The organism is Bacillus sp. FSL M8-0266, assembly GCF_038613425.1.
Lineage (GTDB): Bacteria > Bacillota > Bacilli > Bacillales > Bacillaceae > Bacillus > Bacillus pumilus.
Map to the genome: position 1 here is coordinate 3,616,355 of NZ_CP152015.1, position 17,283 is coordinate 3,633,637.

Sequence of the window (17,283 nt, forward strand, 5' to 3'; positions counted from 1 at the left end):
AGTTCCTCTAAACGAGCGTAAGGTGAATAGCACTTTTTCCAATATTGTTATTATAAGGTTCAAAGACTCATGTTTGAATAGGGATTTGTGCCCTTTTTATGGGATAAATATGCTTTCACTCTGCTTCACATTACCCCTTAAGACCTCTTTTATAAGGGGTCTTAATTCATGATTCTTGGCTATATGTCACATATAGTCATACAGACCTAGGACAAACAAAAGCCGCCCGGTTGAGGAGCGGCTTTTGTAAACGGCTTATGAAGCTGATTCTTCACTTTGCTGTTGATCTTTCACATACCAGATGAATTTCCCTGTGTATCCGTAAATAATAGCAAGAGCAATGGCAACAAAGCTCAACCACATAAATGGTAAATAAGAGAATGTCGATACGCCTAGAATTCCCGCCATGTAAATCCCGTTATCTGACCAAGGAACCATTCCTGACGTCAGCGTACCACCGACCTCTGAGTTTCTGGATAAAACTCGTCTGTCTAACTTTAATTTATCATAGCTCTTTTCCATAATTTTCGGTGTAAGGATAATTGATACATACATTGCACATCCAAAAACGTTGGCAAAGAATGCAACAAGAATAGTGGAAAGAGTAACATTTCCCGCATTGTGAAGCTTTTTCTCAAAGGTTGAGACAATGACTTTCAATACACCCAGATGTTCCAATACTCCCCCAAAACCAAGCCCAAGGATAATCACTACCAAAGAGCCAAGCATATTGACCATTCCACCACGATTAAGTAGTTGGTTCAAGAAGTCTACATCTGATTGAATTGAAAATCCATTGTATGCTGCACCGATTGCATCACTAGGATTCGCACCCTGAAAAGCAAAGGCCCAGATTGCCCCAAACAAAGCACCAATTGCAATAACCGGTAGAGCAGGCTTTTTCATTACAAGTAAAACCACAACAATTAGAGCTGGAATAAGCATCCATACATTAATGTTGAATGTATCAAGCAACGCATTCTTTAAGTATTCAACCTTCTCTTGATCAATATTACGTCCTCCATAGATAAAGCCAGTGACCGTAAACATGATAGCTGTAATAACAAAAGCAGGTATAGATAAGACCATCATCGCTCTTACATGAGCCAGAACTTCAACCTTTGATAAGGACGAGGCGAGAACTGTACTATCTGACAGTGGAGAAAGCTTGTCCCCAAAATAAGCACCTGACAATACGGCACCTGCAACGATTGGTAGCGGAATTCCTAAACCTTCACCAATGGCAATCATAGCAATACCAGCTGTACCAACTGTTCCCCATGATGTACCTGTAGCGACAGACATAATCGCACAAATAATGAGTGTGGCCAATAAGAAGATATTTGGATGAATAAATTCAAGTCCATAATAGATCAGTGTCGGTACTACTCCGCCAGCGATCCAGGTTCCAATTAAAGCACCTACAGCAAGTAAAATCAAAACGGCTTCTAATCCATTTGATATCCCCTTTGTAATAGCACTTTGTAAATCCTTATAAGCGTGTCCTAAATGAAGACCAAGCCCAATTGCTAGAAACCATGAAATAAATAAAGCCAGTTGAATATCTAAGTTAAAATAAATAGTAAATGATAAGACAATCGCCAAAAATAAACCTAGTACAGCGATGATCTCCACCATAGATGGCAAGCGAACCGATTTCAATGTTGTTTCCTCCCTTTGTGCGTGCGTTAAGCGTTTTCAAAATATTGTGAAAAAAGTGTGTCAATTCGAAAGAAAGTGAATTGCCTGTTTTTCTCTATTTCACAGGCAATTCTACATATTAATAAAATAAAATTTTTGATATTATTATCGCTCTAGGAGCTCTGCACCCGCAATGCCAGGCTTTGTCATCTCGAAAGGATTCAAAATAATATCAAGTTCTTCTTCTGTTAACACATCATTTTGCAAGCAAAGATCTCTGATCGATTGTCCTGTTAAAATGGCTTCCCTTGCGATTCTAGCCGCGGCTTCATAGCCTAAGTGAGGGTTCACGGCAGTGATCACGCCTGCACTTTTTTCGACATATTCTTTCAAACGTATTTCATTTGCTTCAATGTCCACTAAGCAATGATCTGTGAATGAACGGAATCCGTTATTCATTATACTAATAGATTGAAGCAAGTTAAAGACCAAAACAGGCTCCATCACATTTAACTCAAGCTGACCTGCTTCAGAGGCAAGACAGATGGTGTGGTCATTCCCAATGACCTGGAATGCGATTTGGTTAATGAGCTCCGCCATGACTGGATTGACTTTCCCAGGCATAATGGATGATCCTGGCTGACGAGCTGGCAATGCAATTTCAGCAAGACCTGCACGCGGACCAGAAGCCATTAGGCGAAGGTCATTGGCAATCTTAGACATGTTCATCATGCATACTTTTAATGCAGCAGACACTTCTGTGTAAGCATCTGTATTTTGCGTTGCATCCACAAGATGCTCTGCGCCTACAAGCGGAAGACCTGAAATATCGGCTAGCTTCTTCACGACGATCTCAATATAACGAGGATCTGCGTTTAGGCCTGTCCCAACAGCTGTTGCACCCATATTGACTTCATATAAATGCTGCTTTGATTGGTTGATCCGCTTAATATCACGGCTGAGCACGCGGCTGTAAGCCTCAAATTCCTGTCCTAAACGAATTGGAACCGCATCCTGTAGGTGCGTACGTCCCATTTTGATCACATGATCAAATTCTTTCGCTTTCTTTTTGAATACGTCCTGCATCGTTTGCATTGTCTCAAGCAGAATGTCTAACTGCTTCAATACAGCAATATGGATAGCTGTTGGAAACGAGTCATTCGTTGATTGTGACATGTTTACATGTGTGTTTGGGCTTAAATGGATGTATTCACCCTTTTGATGTCCCATGATTTCTAGCGCTCTGTTTCCAATCACTTCATTGGCATTCATATTCATCGACGTTCCTGCGCCGCCTTGAATTGGGTCTACAATAAAGTACTCATGCAGCTTGCCTTCAATGACTTCATCAGAGGCTTGTACGATGGCATTTCCAATTCCTTCATATAAACGTCCAACTTCCATATTGGCTTGAGCAGCTGCTTTTTTCACGATGGCAAAGGCTCTAATCAGTTCCTCGTGCATGCGATATCCAGTAATCGGGAAGTTTTCTTTTGCACGAAGGGTTTGCACCCCATAATACACGTCTGCCGGAATTTCTTTTTCTCCAAGAAAATCCTTCTCATAGCGATAAGTTGCTTGAACCATCTGATATGACCTGCTTTCTATAGAATAGTTAAATCACTAAATCTTCTGCGATTGGCGTTTCCATAATCTTTTTCACTTCTCTTGGGTCTGTTGTTTTACCTAGTGCCCACATGAGTTTCGGCACGATGGCCTCTGTGTTCATGTTTCGTGAACGTGCCACTAGTTCTTGATTGATTTTGCGTCCTACTTCATACACGCTCATGTCTTCTCCTTCTTCAAGACACTGAGTTGTGATGACAACTGAAATGCCTTCTTCGAGCAATTCGTTGATTTTCTCTAATAGGTTTCTTCCTTCAAAAGGAATTCCGCCGCTACCGTAGCTTTCGATGACGACTCCTTTGTATACACCTTTGATTGCATCTAAGAATTCAGGCTTTAGACCTGGGTGCAATTTCAAGAGACAAACGTCAGTGTTTAAGGATGCATCTAATTTAAGCGGTTTCATTGACGATCTTTTTACTTTGCTATTGTATTCAATTTGATGGTTTTCAATCGATGCAATATATGGATAGTTAATACTTTCAAATGCATCGTAGCTTTTCGTTCTTAGTTTGATTGCACGTGTTCCTTGAATGACTCTGCCATCAAAGACAACATACACGCCGCCTACGCCGTCACATGCAAAGCGAATGGCATCGGTGATGTTTTTCTTCGCATCTGTTTTCTTAAACGTAATCGGAATTTGTGAACCTGTAATCACGATCGGCTTATCCGGATTTTGCAGCATATAAGACAGAGCTGCTGATGTATAGGCCATTGTATCGGTTCCATGCGTGACGACAAAGCCGTCATATTGATCATAATTTTCATAAATGGCTGTTGCGATATCCACCCAGTATTCAGGCTGCATATTTGTACTATCTATACTCATTAGGGACTTTGTGTCCATTGTGTACTCTGCATTAATTTCGTTTAAATAGCTTAAAAGGTCCTCAGCTTTAACACCTGGAGCCAAACCATTTTCACTCTCTACAGATGCAATCGTCCCACCAGTGGTTAAAAGCAATAATTTCTTCAACAGGTCCACCTCTTTCAGTAAAATTACTTCGTTTGTCACACATATTATAAGCCAGCTTGTGCTATTCTATAATATACGCTTTGCGCGTACCTTCATTGCCATTATAGTCACATAACGCGAATTAATCAAGAAATTATTACGCATAACGCGTACATTCCATCACAAAATATGATATACTGTTGTTGTATATAAAGGAGCGTTCATGTAATGATACTCGATCGTTTAACCACTCTTAGAAAAAAGAAAAAATGGTCTCTCCAGCATACGGCAGATCGCCTAGGTATCGCCAAAAGCACCTATGCCGGTTACGAATCTGGGTACCGACGACCTTCGCTTGAAGCAGTGAAGCGCCTGGCTGATTTGTATGATACGTCCATTGATTTTTTACTTGGTAGAACGGACGAGCCAGAGATACAACGTAAAATCTCTGATATCAAAATTGAACTGACGGAAGCAAAAGAAGGAACCATTCTTGTAGACGGCGTTCCCCTAAATGATGAAGAAATCAAACAGCTTGTTGCCTTTATTCGGGCGAAAAACACCCTAAAAGTATAAAACAAAGAAAAGAGAGGCCCCTATCAATTGGGTGCCTCTCTTTTCTTTTTCAGCTGCTTATGAATAAGGAGAAGACAGCTGACTTAATTCCTCTAAGCGCCGCTTCGCTTCTTCTTTATTAAACGAACTATAATAGCGATAATTCTCATCATCTAAGATGCGGTAATGCTGACTGAGCACATTTTGCTGAAGACGAAATGTGCCTTTTTTGATAGACGTCCGCCACCAAACCTTTCCGCCGATCGTACGTTCCACCGATAGATGCAATTCATCATGTGCCACGACTTCCAGAATCTCAAGCGGATCATCCCCAAGTGTCCCTTTTAAAATGTGACTATCCCTGAATAATGCACATACGGCCGCAGTTTGCGTCCAGTTGAGGCGCAGCCTATTTTTTTCAACCTGCTGCAAATGCCGTTTCGATAGACCAAGTACCTCAGTCATGCGGTCCTGCGTATAATTCTTTTCTTTTCGAATTCGTGCCATTTGTTCTGTGACGAGGTCGATTACCATCTCTTTATCCATCTCTCATCACCTCTCCGAGTGTTCAGTCTTTACTGACATCATACACGATTTTTTCGAAAAAGTGGCGCCTCATCCTTCGGAATTATGGACAATGTCTCCTAGTCGATCTGCTCTTCGACCTGACCATGCTGCTGTCTCCAGTTCTCTTGGGCTGCTTGATTTAAATATGGATAGATCTCTTGTTTGACGGTTTGCTCGAATACTTCTTCATCTAAAATACTGTACGCTGGAATCTTGAACAATTTCCCATCCATTTTCCGAATAAGCACATCCATGAAGAGAAATCCCCTTACACCGTACCGATGCCTGCGCATATCAATGGATTGAATGTCTTGAAAAGGGATCGTCCGCTCTCGATACAGCACAGCACCATTCTCCCCGCGCTGAATGCAAAAAATCACATTTCCCCTCTTCGTAAAAGCCGGCAGAATCATCAAAAAAGAGATCAAGCCATAGACAATGCCTAATAGTCCGCCTAAAAATAAAAACAATGTATAATTCGATTCAAATGTAAGAGCTTCTGAAAACAACCAAATACCGATGATACCGAAGCCGCCCGTTGCTAAGAATGCCCATACCCTTAAAAAGGTCCTGCTTCTCACTTCTATTACTTCACTTGGATTCAAGCGTCATTCTCCTTTTCTCCATTAGAATATAGAACGTAATCCGTCTCTATGAGCCGTCTCCACGCGAAATTCATTTTCTTTTATTCCCGACACAAGCCACGACTGTTTCTCACCCGGAATAATAAATAACATGGATTCCACATCAGGCGTATTATTTTTATCGTAGACGACCTTCATCAGGGAGTCCATCTTTCCTTTTCTCGTCTGTACATCAGAAACAAATGCCTGCACGAGTTCTTCGTTCTCTGCTCGATGAAGGAAGGAAGGCCACTCATTCTTCGCCTCACTTGCTTGCTCTAATAGCTTTTCAAATTCCTCTGCTTGCAGGGTGACGACAGGTGCAGGGTGATCACTCATCTGTATATTGAAAAAGGCAGTCACTTGCTCCTCTGCCTGCTGGTCATCTTTCAGTTTTTGAATCTGATGGACTTGTTGATCATACAGCGTATGGTGCGCATATACGCCCATCTGTGTCGTGTGAAAGGAGGTACTGACTTCTTCATCTTCATCCCCAAATCGAGATGCCTTGACGGTGTGAGATGCATCATTCATCGCCTGGATGAAATGACGGTATTCCGCTTTATATCGATATTGTCTGTTTCGAAATTCAAGTACTCCTTTTGCGAGCAAAGAGCGGCATGCAATTTCAAATAAAAACCCTAGACGCTCGTCCTCTACATCAGGATAATAGGCTTCCTTTAAGGACATACCTTGTTCAAAATAGCCTTCACTGTAAAAACTAAAGATGAGTTCCTCAATACTTAGACTTAGCTGATCCAACTTGATCTCTCCTTATCCAAAAGAAAATGCACCCTTAAAGAAATCGCCTGCACCTTTTATGAGCGAATCTGCGGTTTCTTTTGTTTTTTCTATCCCTTTATGTATCACCTGATTTGCCTGATCAATGGTGTCATTAACTGCTTTCACACCTTGACCCGCCAGCTCGAATGCTTGTTTCCCTTTATCCACAACCGCATGAATTGGGTCCTTTAATTTCACTGCAACCTGCTCAGCAAAGCCTGATGTCAGCTTGGCGACTTTTTCTCCTATAAATCCACCGACTGCGGAACCAATGGCTCCTCCAACGACGGTTCCAATCGGTCCTGCAAAGCTTCCAAGAGCTCCTCCGACAACGGCACCTGCGACAGACCCGCCAGCGATAAAGACCGTATTGTTCACTGCATTTCCAACAGCCTTAGCATTTTCACGCTTAAGGACTTCTGGCTGATCACCGAATTCTGCATAGTTCTCGGCAATTTTCAATCCACAGCCGACTGTTTCCGTTGCACCAGTGACTACCGTTGCAATGATGGCATTTCCTTTAGCAAATCTTGCCCCATTTTTCAGAACAGACTTGATTCCAGCCGTGTCCTTCCAATTGATACTTCCTTTTGTAAAATCACGGACACTGTTCGTGAATGCAACCGTATCATCAGGATAAAATTTTGTGAATTTCTTATGGACCAGATCAGCCATCGACCAGTTCGATCGTTTTAATAATTCTTTTTTACTCAGCCAAATCCTTGCTAGCCGGTCAAATCTCGTTCCTTCTACCCGGCTGGTCAGATCAAGCAGAAGCTTTGAATGCTGTGCGGCATACCGGCCATTGTCTTTAATGAAGGTCGTCATCCCAAGCCCGTAGTATTTCGCCTGCATCATCACAATACCAGCTAAGCTCGTGAGCGTCCCATATTGATCATAAATGCTGTACATTTTCCGTAAAATATCGTCTGCTTCGACCATTTTATCTGTTGCATGACGAATCGCAATATCATCACTGCTCAATTTACTGATCAATGCTTGTCCTGCTCCCCATGCATCCCCAACGCCTGAAAAACAGCTTCTATACCGAGGATCACAGCCTAAAATGAGACCATCCAGTTCACTATGTAAATCGCGGTGCTTCGTTTCAATGACAGAAAGTTCGCCTACAACATCATTCGCAAGCCCTGTCAGCTGATCTGGATCAACCACTATGTCACGTGCCATCACATCATCTCCCTTCTCGGTTTCTTTCTCTCCGTTCTTCTCGTCTCTTTCGCTCAAGCTCTTCCATTCTGGCTATTTCAGCTTTCCGTTCCTCGATTTTGACCGCTGCATCGCGCAGTTCCTGACTTGTTTCAAGCAAGTCCTTTTCGAATTGATCATAGCGTGCCGTTGTTTCCTCAAAGCTTTGATCAAATTTATTCCTTGCTTCTCCCTGCCAGCCTGATCCTACTGCCTTGAGTCGATTCTCCAGCAGCTGCTTTGACTGCCGAATCTCAACAGCTGCTTCCTGAAACTTTTGAGCGAGTGCCAGCGTTTGACTAGAATCCAACTTTCGCACCCCTTTCTCCCAATTTAACGTACAAATGGATGATTTTATATGTCCTCATTATAAATAAAAAGACACCCGAAAAAATCACCCTAAAGAACCATTCAACACATCACCAAATGAAAGTAGGTCTTTTTCCTCTCTAATTACCAGAGAAAACCTTTCTTGTTATGAAGCGCATTCAAGACGTGATAAAATGAACGTATTCTACAAAAGGAGTGACGTATACATGAAAGAAGAAATGATTCAGCGATTCACAAGTTATGTGAAGGTAGATACGCAGTCGGATGCAGATAAGGAAAGCTGCCCATCGACTGAAGGACAGTTGAACTTAGCGAGACAGCTAGTTGAAGAAATGAAATCCATCGGGATTCAAGAAGTAACAATGGATGAAAACGGCTATGTCATGGGAACGATCCCATCTAACACAGACAAAGACGTCCCGACCATTGGCTTCCTGGCTCACATCGACACAGCTACTGACTTCACCGGCAAGAATGTGAAACCGAAGCTTCATGAAGACTATCAAGGCGGCGACATCACCTTAAATGAAGATCTACATATCGTTTTATCTCCATCACAGTTTCCAAATTTACAAAAATATCAAGGACATACGCTGATCACAACAGATGGCACAACCTTGCTTGGTGCAGATAACAAAGCAGGTATCGCAGAAATTATGACCGCTATGCATTACTTAATTGAAAATCCAGAAATCAAGCATGGAAAAATTCGCGTCGCCTTTACACCAGATGAAGAGATTGGCAGAGGGCCGCACAAATTTGATGTTGATGCCTTTGGCGCTTCCTATGCGTATACAATTGACGGAGGACCGCTCGGGGAGCTGCAATATGAAAGCTTCAACGCAGCAGGTGCGAAAGTATCCATTAAAGGAAACAACGTCCACCCTGGGACAGCAAAGGACAAAATGGTCAGCGCTGCGAAGATTGGGATGCTCTTCCACAACAAGCTTCCTTCTGATGAATCTCCGGAATACACAGAAGGCTACGAAGGATTTTTCCATCTCACGAAGTTTGTAGGAGAAGTCGAAGAAGCAGAGCTGCAATATATTATTCGTGATTTTGATAAAGACAAATTTAACGAACGCAAAGCACTATTTGAAAAAATAGCAAATGACTTAAAAGCCATTTACGGAGAAAACAGCATCAATCTCAAAATTCAAGATCAATATTATAATATGAGAGAAAAAATTGAGCCGGTGAAACATATTGTGGATATTGCCCATGAAGCAATGGAAAACCGCTCAGTGACACCTGTGATCGAACCGATCCGCGGCGGTACAGATGGCTCCCAGCTTTCATATAAAGGTCTTCCAACACCAAACATCTTTACTGGCGGGGAAAACTTCCACGGTAAATATGAATTTATTTCTGTCGAGAACATGGTGAAAGCAACAGAAGTCATCGTTGAAATCGCCCGTTTATTTGAAGAAAAAGCATAGATATGTTTACAACCGTTCCTGTTCGGGAACGGTTTTTTAATAAAAGTTTACAATTTTCTGAAACTTTTATGACACTTATTCGTACTAATAGAGACAACCCCAGAAAAATTCTTCTTGACGAGTGCAATAACTGGAAATATAATAGTTACAAACAACCAGTATTTTAGACCTAAATTAGCAGATCATCTAGACATTAAGAACTAAACCGATTCTGCTGCTTATTTTCAGTTATAAACATCACTCACCCTGTCTACACTTAAAGAATAGGATGAATTGGAGGAATGTCATATGATGATTTTATTGATTATCGCTTCACTTTGCTGCTACTTACTATTCTCTTTCAAAAAAGATAACCGCACACCAAAACGAAAAAGCGCAGAGCTTTCGGAGTTTGAAATCTTTCGTATGCGCCGCCACTACAACGGAAAACGCCGTCATCCACTAAACGATGCACCTAAACAAGTATAAATCTGAAAAAGAGCCTCATATGGGGCTCTTTTGTGTGAGTACATAACAAAAAACGACCAGACTCAGTGGTCGTTTTTCTTTTTATTTATATACCTTCGCAGGAACTTGAATCATCGGAATTCCTACATAGTAAGGTGAAATCTCATATGGCTGAAAAACAACAGCAATTCCCTTTTTCGTGAAGTAATACTGCGTGTTGTAGTTGATTTCAATGTCTCTTTTTTTCAGGTTCGCATAGAATTTGCTTTTATGTTTCTTTGTGTAGTTATAAATATAATCTCTTACTTTCGTACGCTTTTTCTTTGTTTTCACAACGTCTGTCAAGAACAGCTGCTTTGTCTTTTTCTTCGTTAACACATAGTTCATGCTGGAAACCATCGTATCCCCATGCATTCCACCATCATTCATGTAATCATAGTTTAAGATACTGAGCTTCTTCCCATTGTTAAATTTCGTTTTAAACGATCTTTCGTAAGTGATCTTCCCGTAGCCTTCCTTTTTCGCTTCGTCCTTTAAGAATAAGTAAGTAGAATAAGAGAAGGCGATGTCTTCTTTTAAGTCACGATTGATGGTTTTCATATGCGCCTTGCTTAGGTTTTTCACCTGTGCATATTTGAATGTTTTTTTCTTTTTATAATAGTGTGTGCTTACTTTCGCTTTTTTTGCTTGTTTGGCATCCGCAGATCCAACTGGCGCAAACAACGAAACAATCAGTGAGAAAATGAGCAGGCTGATTGTTAGGCCTTTTTTCATTGTCATAGTAAAAACCCCCATTTTTGTCTATTACCAATTGAGTATACCATGACAAAAGAACCAAAAAAAGCATTATTTCCATATTATTCTTCCTTTTTCCACATCGGGTTTGTTTACCGTTTTCATAAGTTCCTGTATGCTTAATGTAGAATGCTAGATGAAGTGTGGTGTTTATCATAGAAGAGAATATTTTTAGTCACATTCGGACAACGTTTCATAGTTTGTCTCCGACCCAAAAAAAGATTGCCAATTACATTTTAGAAAATCCTCAGAAAGTTGTGCTTCATTCCATTAGTGCACTCGCTGCTGAATGCAATACGAGTGAAACGACGATCTTTCGGTTTTTACGAAAAATTGGCTATGAATCGTACCAAGTGTTTCGTGTCCATGTCGCACAGGATATTGCGACCAATACGCCTCAATCCATTTACGGTGAGATCGAGGCATCCGATAGTGTAGCTGACATTAAACATAAGGTCATAGAGTTAACAACAAACTCGATTCAGGATATGAAGCATATTTTAGAAGATCAAGCCGTGACACAATTTATCGAACAAATGAAACAGGCACATAAAACCGTCTTCTTTGGAGCAGGTGCGTCCAGTTTTATTGCAGGAGATGCTTATCATAAGTTCCTCCAGCTTGGTTTTGAAGTGAGTCTATGCAGTGATCCGCATATGATGAACATGATTGCAACTCACGCCACGGAACACGATTTTATCGTTGCGATCTCCCATTCAGGAGAGAGTAGAGAAATTCTTGATGCCGTGCAATTTGCTAAAGAAAAGGGAGCAAAGGTTGCCTCTATCACCAGCTATCCGAAATCAGAGCTCGCAAAGCGATCTGACTTTCATCTGCTCAGTTCTTCCAGGGAGACAACCTATCGATCTGACTCCATGATCTCCCGTATTAACCAGCTTGTAATCATCGATGTACTATACGTCACCGCTGTTTTAGAACTAGGATCAAATGCCATTGAAAACGTGAAACGATCTCGATTAGCCGTAGCTAAAAATAAAACATGAACGCAAAAGGCCGGAGTTGATTCCGGTCTTTTTTTGTGACTTTTCTCATATTTTCCGTTGACACGTTCCTATCACGTCATGTACATTAAATGAACAATAGTTTATTTACTACTATTAAAACAAAGGGATAGTATATATACTAACAAAAGAAAAAGAAAGCGCTTTTTGTAAGGGTTTTCTATATAGGAGGCGTTCAATGTGACAAAGAAAATTGGATTCATTGGATTAGGTATTATGGGAAAACCTATGGCACTCAATCTATTAAAAGCCGGTCATACTGTGACTGTTTTCGATCTAAATGAGGAAGCGATTCGAGCGTTACAAGAAGCTGGAGCAAAAGGTGCTGTTTCAGCAGCTGATGCCGCTTCTAAAAGCGATATCATCATCACAATGCTTCCTAAAGGAGAGCATGTAGAGGCAGTTGTTTCAGGTGATCATGGCATTTTAACTACAGCTAAACCTGGCACTGTTGTCGTAGATATGAGCTCAATTTCCCCTGTTACTTCTAGAGCTTTAGCTGCTCTTACAAAACAGCATCAGGTGGAATTTATCGACGCACCTGTCAGCGGCGGAGAACCGAAGGCAATAGACGGAACACTTGCCATCATGGCTGGCGGCGAAGAAGTCATCCTTGAGCAAGTGAGGGATGTCCTGCTTGCGATGGGCACAGAGGTTGTATTAGTTGGGACAAATGGAAGCGGAACAACAGCGAAGCTCGCCAATCAAATCATCGTCAACTTAAATATTGCCGCTATGTCCGAGGCGCTCGTTCTTGCCGCTAAATCAGGCATTGCCATTGACAAAATGTATGAAGCCATTCGCGGCGGGCTGGCAGGAAGTGCTGTTCTCGATGCAAAGGTCCCTCTCATCTTAGAACGAAACTTTGAACCAGGCGGACGTATCGACATCAACTTAAAAGATTTAACCAATGTGATGGAAACTGCTCATGATATCGGCGTTCCTCTCCCGCTCTCTAGCCAACTGCTCGAAATCTTCCACGCTCTCAAAGCGGACGGAAAATCTGGGCTTGACCATGGCGGCATCGTTCAATATTACGAAAAAATGGCTCATGTCGAAGTGAAGAAAGGATGAGATGGTCATGAAGAAAAGCACTGACATACTGAATGCCCTTCCGAAAGCGGATTCAAAGATCATTCAATCAGCATACGAACAAGCACTGAACAGCTTTCATCATAAAGTCATTGTATTAGATGATGATCCAACAGGGATTCAAACCGTACATGGCGTCTCTGTTTTCACCGATTGGTCAGAAGAAAGCATTGAAGCCGGTTTTCTTGAAGACAGCCGAATGTTCTTTATTTTGACCAATTCTCGCAGTATGACAGAGAAGGAAACGGCTGCTGTGCATGAAACAATCGCTTCAATAATTGTGAAGGTAGCGGAACGTGTTGATCAGGATTTCATTATTGTCAGCCGAGGAGATTCTACTCTTCGTGGACACTTTCCGCTGGAAACTGACGTACTCAGAACCACGATTGAACAGCAAAGCTCCCGCCAATTCAATGGAGAAATCCTTCTTCCTTTTTTCCAAGAAGGTGGACGCTTGACGATCAACAATATTCATTACGTCCAAGATGGACACGAATTAATTCCTGCTGGTGACACAGAATTTGCACGAGATCGCACATTCGGCTTTCAGTCATCTCATCTCGGAGAATGGATTGAAGAAAAGTCAAACGGATCGTTCACGAAAGAGAACACCACCTACATTTCGTTAGATGATCTACGGGCTTTACGGATTGATCAAATAAAAAAACAGCTCATGAGTGTGACCGATTTTAAAAAGGTGGTTGTAAACGCTATGGACTATGACGATGTCAAAGTCTTTGTCACCGCTCTCATTGAGGCCATTCAAGCAGGAAAGCAACTCATGTTCAGAAGTGCGGCGGCACTTACAAAAGTTCTTGGCGGTATAGGGGATCGTGCCTTATTAACAAGACATGACTTGATACAAGAACAAAGCCCGCACGGTGGTCTCATTATGATTGGTTCTCATGTGAAGAAGACAACAGATCAATTAAAAGCGCTTCAACAGAATAAAGAGGTAGCTTTTATTGAGTTTAATACACATCTCGTGCTGGCGCCTGAAGCATTTCAACAAGAAATTGACCGCGTGATTCAGCAAACTGAGGCATTATTAGCATCTGGTCAATCTGTGGCTGTTTATACAAGAAGAGAACGGCTTGACCTTGGGGATGATCGTCAGGAGGAAGAATTAAAGCTCTCTGTAAAAATTAGTGATGCTGTGACAAGCATTGTCCAGCGTCTCACAATTCGCCCTAAGTATCTCATTGCCAAAGGTGGCATTACCTCCAGCGATATTGGAACTAGAGGACTTCACGTGAAACGCGCAACTGTGGCAGGGCAGATCAGACCAGGCATTCCCGTTTGGCAAACAGGTGAAGATAGTAAATTCCCTTTCATGTCTTATGTGATTTTCCCGGGAAATGTTGGTTCAAGGGATACGTTAAAAGAAGCTGTAGACATACTTGAAGGATAAAGCATAGGGGGTGTTTTGCACTCCCTTATGCACCACAAAGGAGGAAAGATCATGTCGTTAGTGTTTATCGGACTTGGCGTTTTATTATTGCTTTTACTCATGGTTGTCTTTAAGTTAAACGCTTTCATATCTTTGATTATTGTTTCTTTAATTGTTGCTGTTTTAGAAGGAATGTCACCACTTGAAGCGATTGCTTCCGTCGAAAAAGGACTCGGCAGTACGCTCGGTCACCTCGCACTCGTTCTCGGTTTTGGGGCGATGCTTGGTAAATTGATGGCTGATTCTGGCGGAGCTCAGCGTATTGCGATGACACTCATTGACCGATTCGGTATTGGAAAAATTCAATGGGCAACGATGCTGACTGGATTTGTGATCGGAATTGCTCTATTTTATGAAACCGGATTCATTATCTTGATTCCACTAGTTTTTACGATCGCACAAGCTGCAAGACTTCCTGTGCTTTATGTGGGTATGCCGCTCGTCGCTGCACTTATCACCACACATGGCTTCCTCCCTCCTCACCCAGGGCCGACTGCCATTGCAAATGTCTTTCAAGCAAACATGGGACAAACCTTATTAGTTGGGATTATTTTAGCGATTCCTGCAGTTTTAGTAGGTGGACTTCTCTTTACGAAACTATTTAAAAAAGATCAGTTACACGCACATATTCCAAAGAACTTATTTAATCCAAAGGAATTTACAGAAGAGGAAATGCCAAGCTTCGGCATTAGCATTTTCACCGCTGTTTTGCCTGTATTGCTCATGACATTCAGAGCAGTTTTAGAAATTTTCTTCCCGTCCTCCCCATTACTGCCAACCGCTGAGTTTTTAGGCGAACCGGCGATTGCACTGTTAATCTCCGTGCTTCTTGCTATCTACACGTTTGGACTTGGCAGAGGCAAGAGCATGCAGGATGTGATGAAATCAATCACAGATTCTATCGGTTCTATTGCAATGATTTTATTAATTATTGCAGGTGGCGGCGCCTTTAAACAGGTGCTCATTGATAGCGGGGTTGATCAATACATTGCAGGAATCATGCAAGGAAGCACACTTTCTCCACTGCTTCTCACTTGGTTGATTGCTGCGGTCCTTCGTGTATCTTTAGGATCAGCCACCGTCGCCGGTCTCACAGCGGCTGGTATTTCTGCTCCTTTGATTGGATTGACAGGTGTGAGCCCAGAATTAATGGTGATCGCAACAGGTGCCGGCAGTATTACGTTCTCTCACGTGAATGATGCGGGTTTCTGGATTTACAAAGAATACTTTAACCTGTCCATGGCCCAAACCTTTAAAACGTGGACATTGATGGTGACCGTTCTTTCACTTGTCGGACTAGCGGGTGTTCTCGTCGCTGATTTGTTCATGTAGAAAATTAACTGTAAAAACCATTGACTTTCTCTCGGAAAAGTTGAATAATTATGTTTATTAAGAAAATTGAATCAAAAGGTAACCTTATTAAGAGTGGTGGAGGGACTGGCCCTGTGAAACCCGGCAACCGCTGTTCCTCGGAACAGAATGGTGCTAATTCCTTAAGCAAGCAGATGCTTGTTTGAAGATAAGGCAGAGTTCTCTCAGTATATGATGCTCTTCCTTATCCAAGGAAGAGCTTTTTTATTTGATTTTTAACCTGTAGAAAGAAGGGATTCAGCATGACACAAGTACAAACCATTGGAAAGAAAACAACGAAACCGCCATTTCGCGCAGATCAAGTAGGCAGTTTACTTCGTTCAGAACGTATCAAGGAAGCACGCAAGCAAAAAGCAGACGGCACACTGACCGCAGAGCAGCTCCGACAAATTGAGAATGAAGAAATCACTCGTATTGTGGAGAAGCAAAAGGAAATTGGATTAGAGGTTGTCACAGATGGAGAGTTCAGACGTGCTTGGTGGCATTTTGACTTTCTTGAGGGATTAGATGGGGTCGAAGGATTTGAAGCAGATCAAGGTATTCAATTCCACAATACGACGACAAAAGCACGGGGCATCAAGGTAACGGGCAAGATTGATTTTACAGATCATCCAATGCTGGAGGATTATCGATTCCTTCACAGCATCGCTGGTGATCATACGGCTAAAATGACGATTCCAAGTCCGAATATGCTCTTTTTCCGTGGAAAGCTTGATGAAGGTGTGTATGACAGCTTAGATGATTTCCACCATGATGTGGCACAGGCGTATAAGAAAGCCATCCGAGCTTTTTATGATGCAGGCTGTCGCTACTTACAGCTGGATGATACCGCATGGGCAGTGTTCTTTTCTGAAAAAGGTCAGGAACAAATCAAAGCCTTTGGCCGCGAGGAAGATGAACTTCGTGAGTCGTTTGCAAAAACAATCAATGAAGCCGTTGCCGATCGTCCAGAGGATTTGGTGATCACTATGCACATTTGCCGTGGTAACTTTAAATCGACGTGGGCAGCTGAAGGCGGTTATGAAGCAGCGGCAGAAACGATTTTTGCCGGCTTAGATCTGGATGGTCTCTTTTTAGAATTCGACGATGATCGTTCTGGCGGATTTGAGCCCCTTCGCTATGTGAAGAACCCAAATCTCCAAATCGTACTAGGCCTTGTCACTTCAAAGTATGGTGAGCTTGAGCCGGCTGAACAGATTAAAAAACGAATCGAGGAAGCTGCTCAATACGTCGACATTAACCAGATTTGCTTGAGTCCGCAATGCGGGTTCGCCTCAACGGAGGAAGGCAATCTGTTAACAGAAGAACAGCAATGGGAAAAGCTTCGTCATGTGATTGAGATTGCAGATCAAGTGTGGACTTCATAGTCCCCTTGACG

Annotated in this window: 17 protein-coding genes and 1 riboswitch; of the genes, 8 read left to right on the top strand and 9 right to left on the bottom strand. The window is 42.1% G+C overall.

Annotated features, from left to right (window positions below):
• Positions 1-255: 255 nt before the first annotated feature.
• The 3 genes from nhaC to MKY83_RS18690 form a co-directional block, all read right to left on the bottom strand.
• On the bottom strand, positions 256-1,662 hold the full coding sequence (gene nhaC, locus MKY83_RS18680) for a Na+/H+ antiporter NhaC (RefSeq protein ID WP_211062708.1): 1,407 nt from the start codon (positions 1,660-1,662) through the stop codon (positions 256-258).
• A 144-nt stretch (positions 1,663-1,806) separates the two neighbouring features.
• Positions 1,807-3,228, bottom strand: a complete 1,422-nt coding sequence (gene aspA / locus MKY83_RS18685; RefSeq protein WP_065099243.1) for an aspartate ammonia-lyase — start codon at positions 3,226-3,228, stop codon at positions 1,807-1,809.
• 28 nt (positions 3,229-3,256) lie between these two features.
• Positions 3,257-4,246 (bottom strand): asparaginase, encoded by a 990-nt coding sequence (locus MKY83_RS18690; protein WP_003215391.1) that lies wholly within the window; start codon positions 4,244-4,246, stop codon positions 3,257-3,259.
• A gap of 207 nt (positions 4,247-4,453) precedes the next feature.
• On the opposite strand from MKY83_RS18690, the gene MKY83_RS18695 reads away from it, so the two are divergent.
• Complete coding sequence (locus MKY83_RS18695; protein WP_003214932.1) at positions 4,454-4,801, top strand: helix-turn-helix transcriptional regulator; 348 nt, start codon at positions 4,454-4,456, stop codon at positions 4,799-4,801.
• A gap of 57 nt (positions 4,802-4,858) precedes the next feature.
• On the opposite strand, the gene MKY83_RS18700 is transcribed toward MKY83_RS18695, so the two are convergent.
• The 5 genes from MKY83_RS18700 to MKY83_RS18720 all read right to left on the bottom strand — a co-directional run bounded on the left by MKY83_RS18700 (position 4,859) and on the right by MKY83_RS18720 (position 8,269).
• On the bottom strand, positions 4,859-5,326 hold the full coding sequence (locus MKY83_RS18700) for a transcriptional regulator (RefSeq protein WP_342487567.1): 468 nt from the start codon (positions 5,324-5,326) through the stop codon (positions 4,859-4,861).
• Between the two features lie 98 nt (positions 5,327-5,424).
• Positions 5,425-5,952 carry a YfjD family protein gene (locus tag MKY83_RS18705; protein ID WP_065099242.1) on the bottom strand — a complete coding sequence of 176 codons (528 nt, stop codon included), beginning with the start codon at positions 5,950-5,952 and terminating at the stop codon, positions 5,425-5,427.
• Positions 5,953-5,973: 21 nt separating this feature from the next.
• Positions 5,974-6,732, bottom strand: a complete 759-nt coding sequence (locus MKY83_RS18710; RefSeq protein ID WP_106066949.1) for a hypothetical protein — start codon at positions 6,730-6,732, stop codon at positions 5,974-5,976.
• A 12-nt stretch (positions 6,733-6,744) separates the two neighbouring features.
• Entirely contained in the window at positions 6,745-7,941 is a 1,197-nt protein-coding gene (locus tag MKY83_RS18715) for a glycine zipper domain-containing protein (protein ID WP_106066948.1), read from the bottom strand.
• Between the two features lie 4 nt (positions 7,942-7,945).
• Complete coding sequence (locus MKY83_RS18720) at positions 7,946-8,269, bottom strand: WXG100 family type VII secretion target (protein WP_044140321.1); 324 nt, start codon at positions 8,267-8,269, stop codon at positions 7,946-7,948.
• A 226-nt stretch (positions 8,270-8,495) separates the two neighbouring features.
• Here MKY83_RS18720 and pepT point away from each other — a divergent pair, with 226 nt between their 5' ends.
• Both pepT and MKY83_RS18730 read left to right on the top strand, forming a co-directional pair.
• The gene (pepT, locus tag MKY83_RS18725) at positions 8,496-9,728 is read left to right on the top strand and encodes a peptidase T (RefSeq protein ID WP_065099240.1); all 1,233 of its coding nucleotides are present in this window, start codon (positions 8,496-8,498) and stop codon (positions 9,726-9,728) included.
• 288 nt (positions 9,729-10,016) lie between these two features.
• Positions 10,017-10,196, top strand: a complete 180-nt coding sequence (locus MKY83_RS18730; RefSeq protein ID WP_003215411.1) for a hypothetical protein — start codon at positions 10,017-10,019, stop codon at positions 10,194-10,196.
• Positions 10,197-10,277: 81 nt separating this feature from the next.
• Here the strand turns inward: MKY83_RS18730 and MKY83_RS18735 are convergent, their stop codons facing one another.
• A complete protein-coding gene (locus MKY83_RS18735; RefSeq protein ID WP_044140323.1) occupies positions 10,278-10,955 on the bottom strand; it encodes a DUF3298 and DUF4163 domain-containing protein in 678 nt (225 codons plus the stop codon).
• A gap of 161 nt (positions 10,956-11,116) precedes the next feature.
• On the opposite strand from MKY83_RS18735, the gene MKY83_RS18740 reads away from it, so the two are divergent.
• The 5 genes from MKY83_RS18740 to MKY83_RS18760 all read left to right on the top strand — a co-directional run bounded on the left by MKY83_RS18740 (position 11,117) and on the right by MKY83_RS18760 (position 17,272).
• The gene (locus MKY83_RS18740) at positions 11,117-11,974 is read left to right on the top strand and encodes a MurR/RpiR family transcriptional regulator (RefSeq protein WP_185847310.1); all 858 of its coding nucleotides are present in this window, start codon (positions 11,117-11,119) and stop codon (positions 11,972-11,974) included.
• A 198-nt stretch (positions 11,975-12,172) separates the two neighbouring features.
• The gene (gene garR / locus MKY83_RS18745; RefSeq protein ID WP_342487568.1) at positions 12,173-13,066 is read left to right on the top strand and encodes a 2-hydroxy-3-oxopropionate reductase; all 894 of its coding nucleotides are present in this window, start codon (positions 12,173-12,175) and stop codon (positions 13,064-13,066) included.
• A 7-nt stretch (positions 13,067-13,073) separates the two neighbouring features.
• Complete coding sequence (locus MKY83_RS18750) at positions 13,074-14,495, top strand: four-carbon acid sugar kinase family protein (RefSeq protein WP_217012556.1); 1,422 nt, start codon at positions 13,074-13,076, stop codon at positions 14,493-14,495.
• A gap of 51 nt (positions 14,496-14,546) precedes the next feature.
• A complete protein-coding gene (locus tag MKY83_RS18755) occupies positions 14,547-15,866 on the top strand; it encodes a gluconate:H+ symporter (RefSeq protein WP_065099236.1) in 1,320 nt (439 codons plus the stop codon).
• Between the two features lie 81 nt (positions 15,867-15,947).
• Positions 15,948-16,060, top strand: a riboswitch (SAM riboswitch).
• An 87-nt stretch (positions 16,061-16,147) separates the two neighbouring features.
• Positions 16,148-17,272, top strand: a complete 1,125-nt coding sequence (locus MKY83_RS18760) for a 5-methyltetrahydropteroyltriglutamate--homocysteine S-methyltransferase (protein ID WP_065099235.1) — start codon at positions 16,148-16,150, stop codon at positions 17,270-17,272.
• The last annotated feature ends 11 nt before the right edge of the window (positions 17,273-17,283 follow it).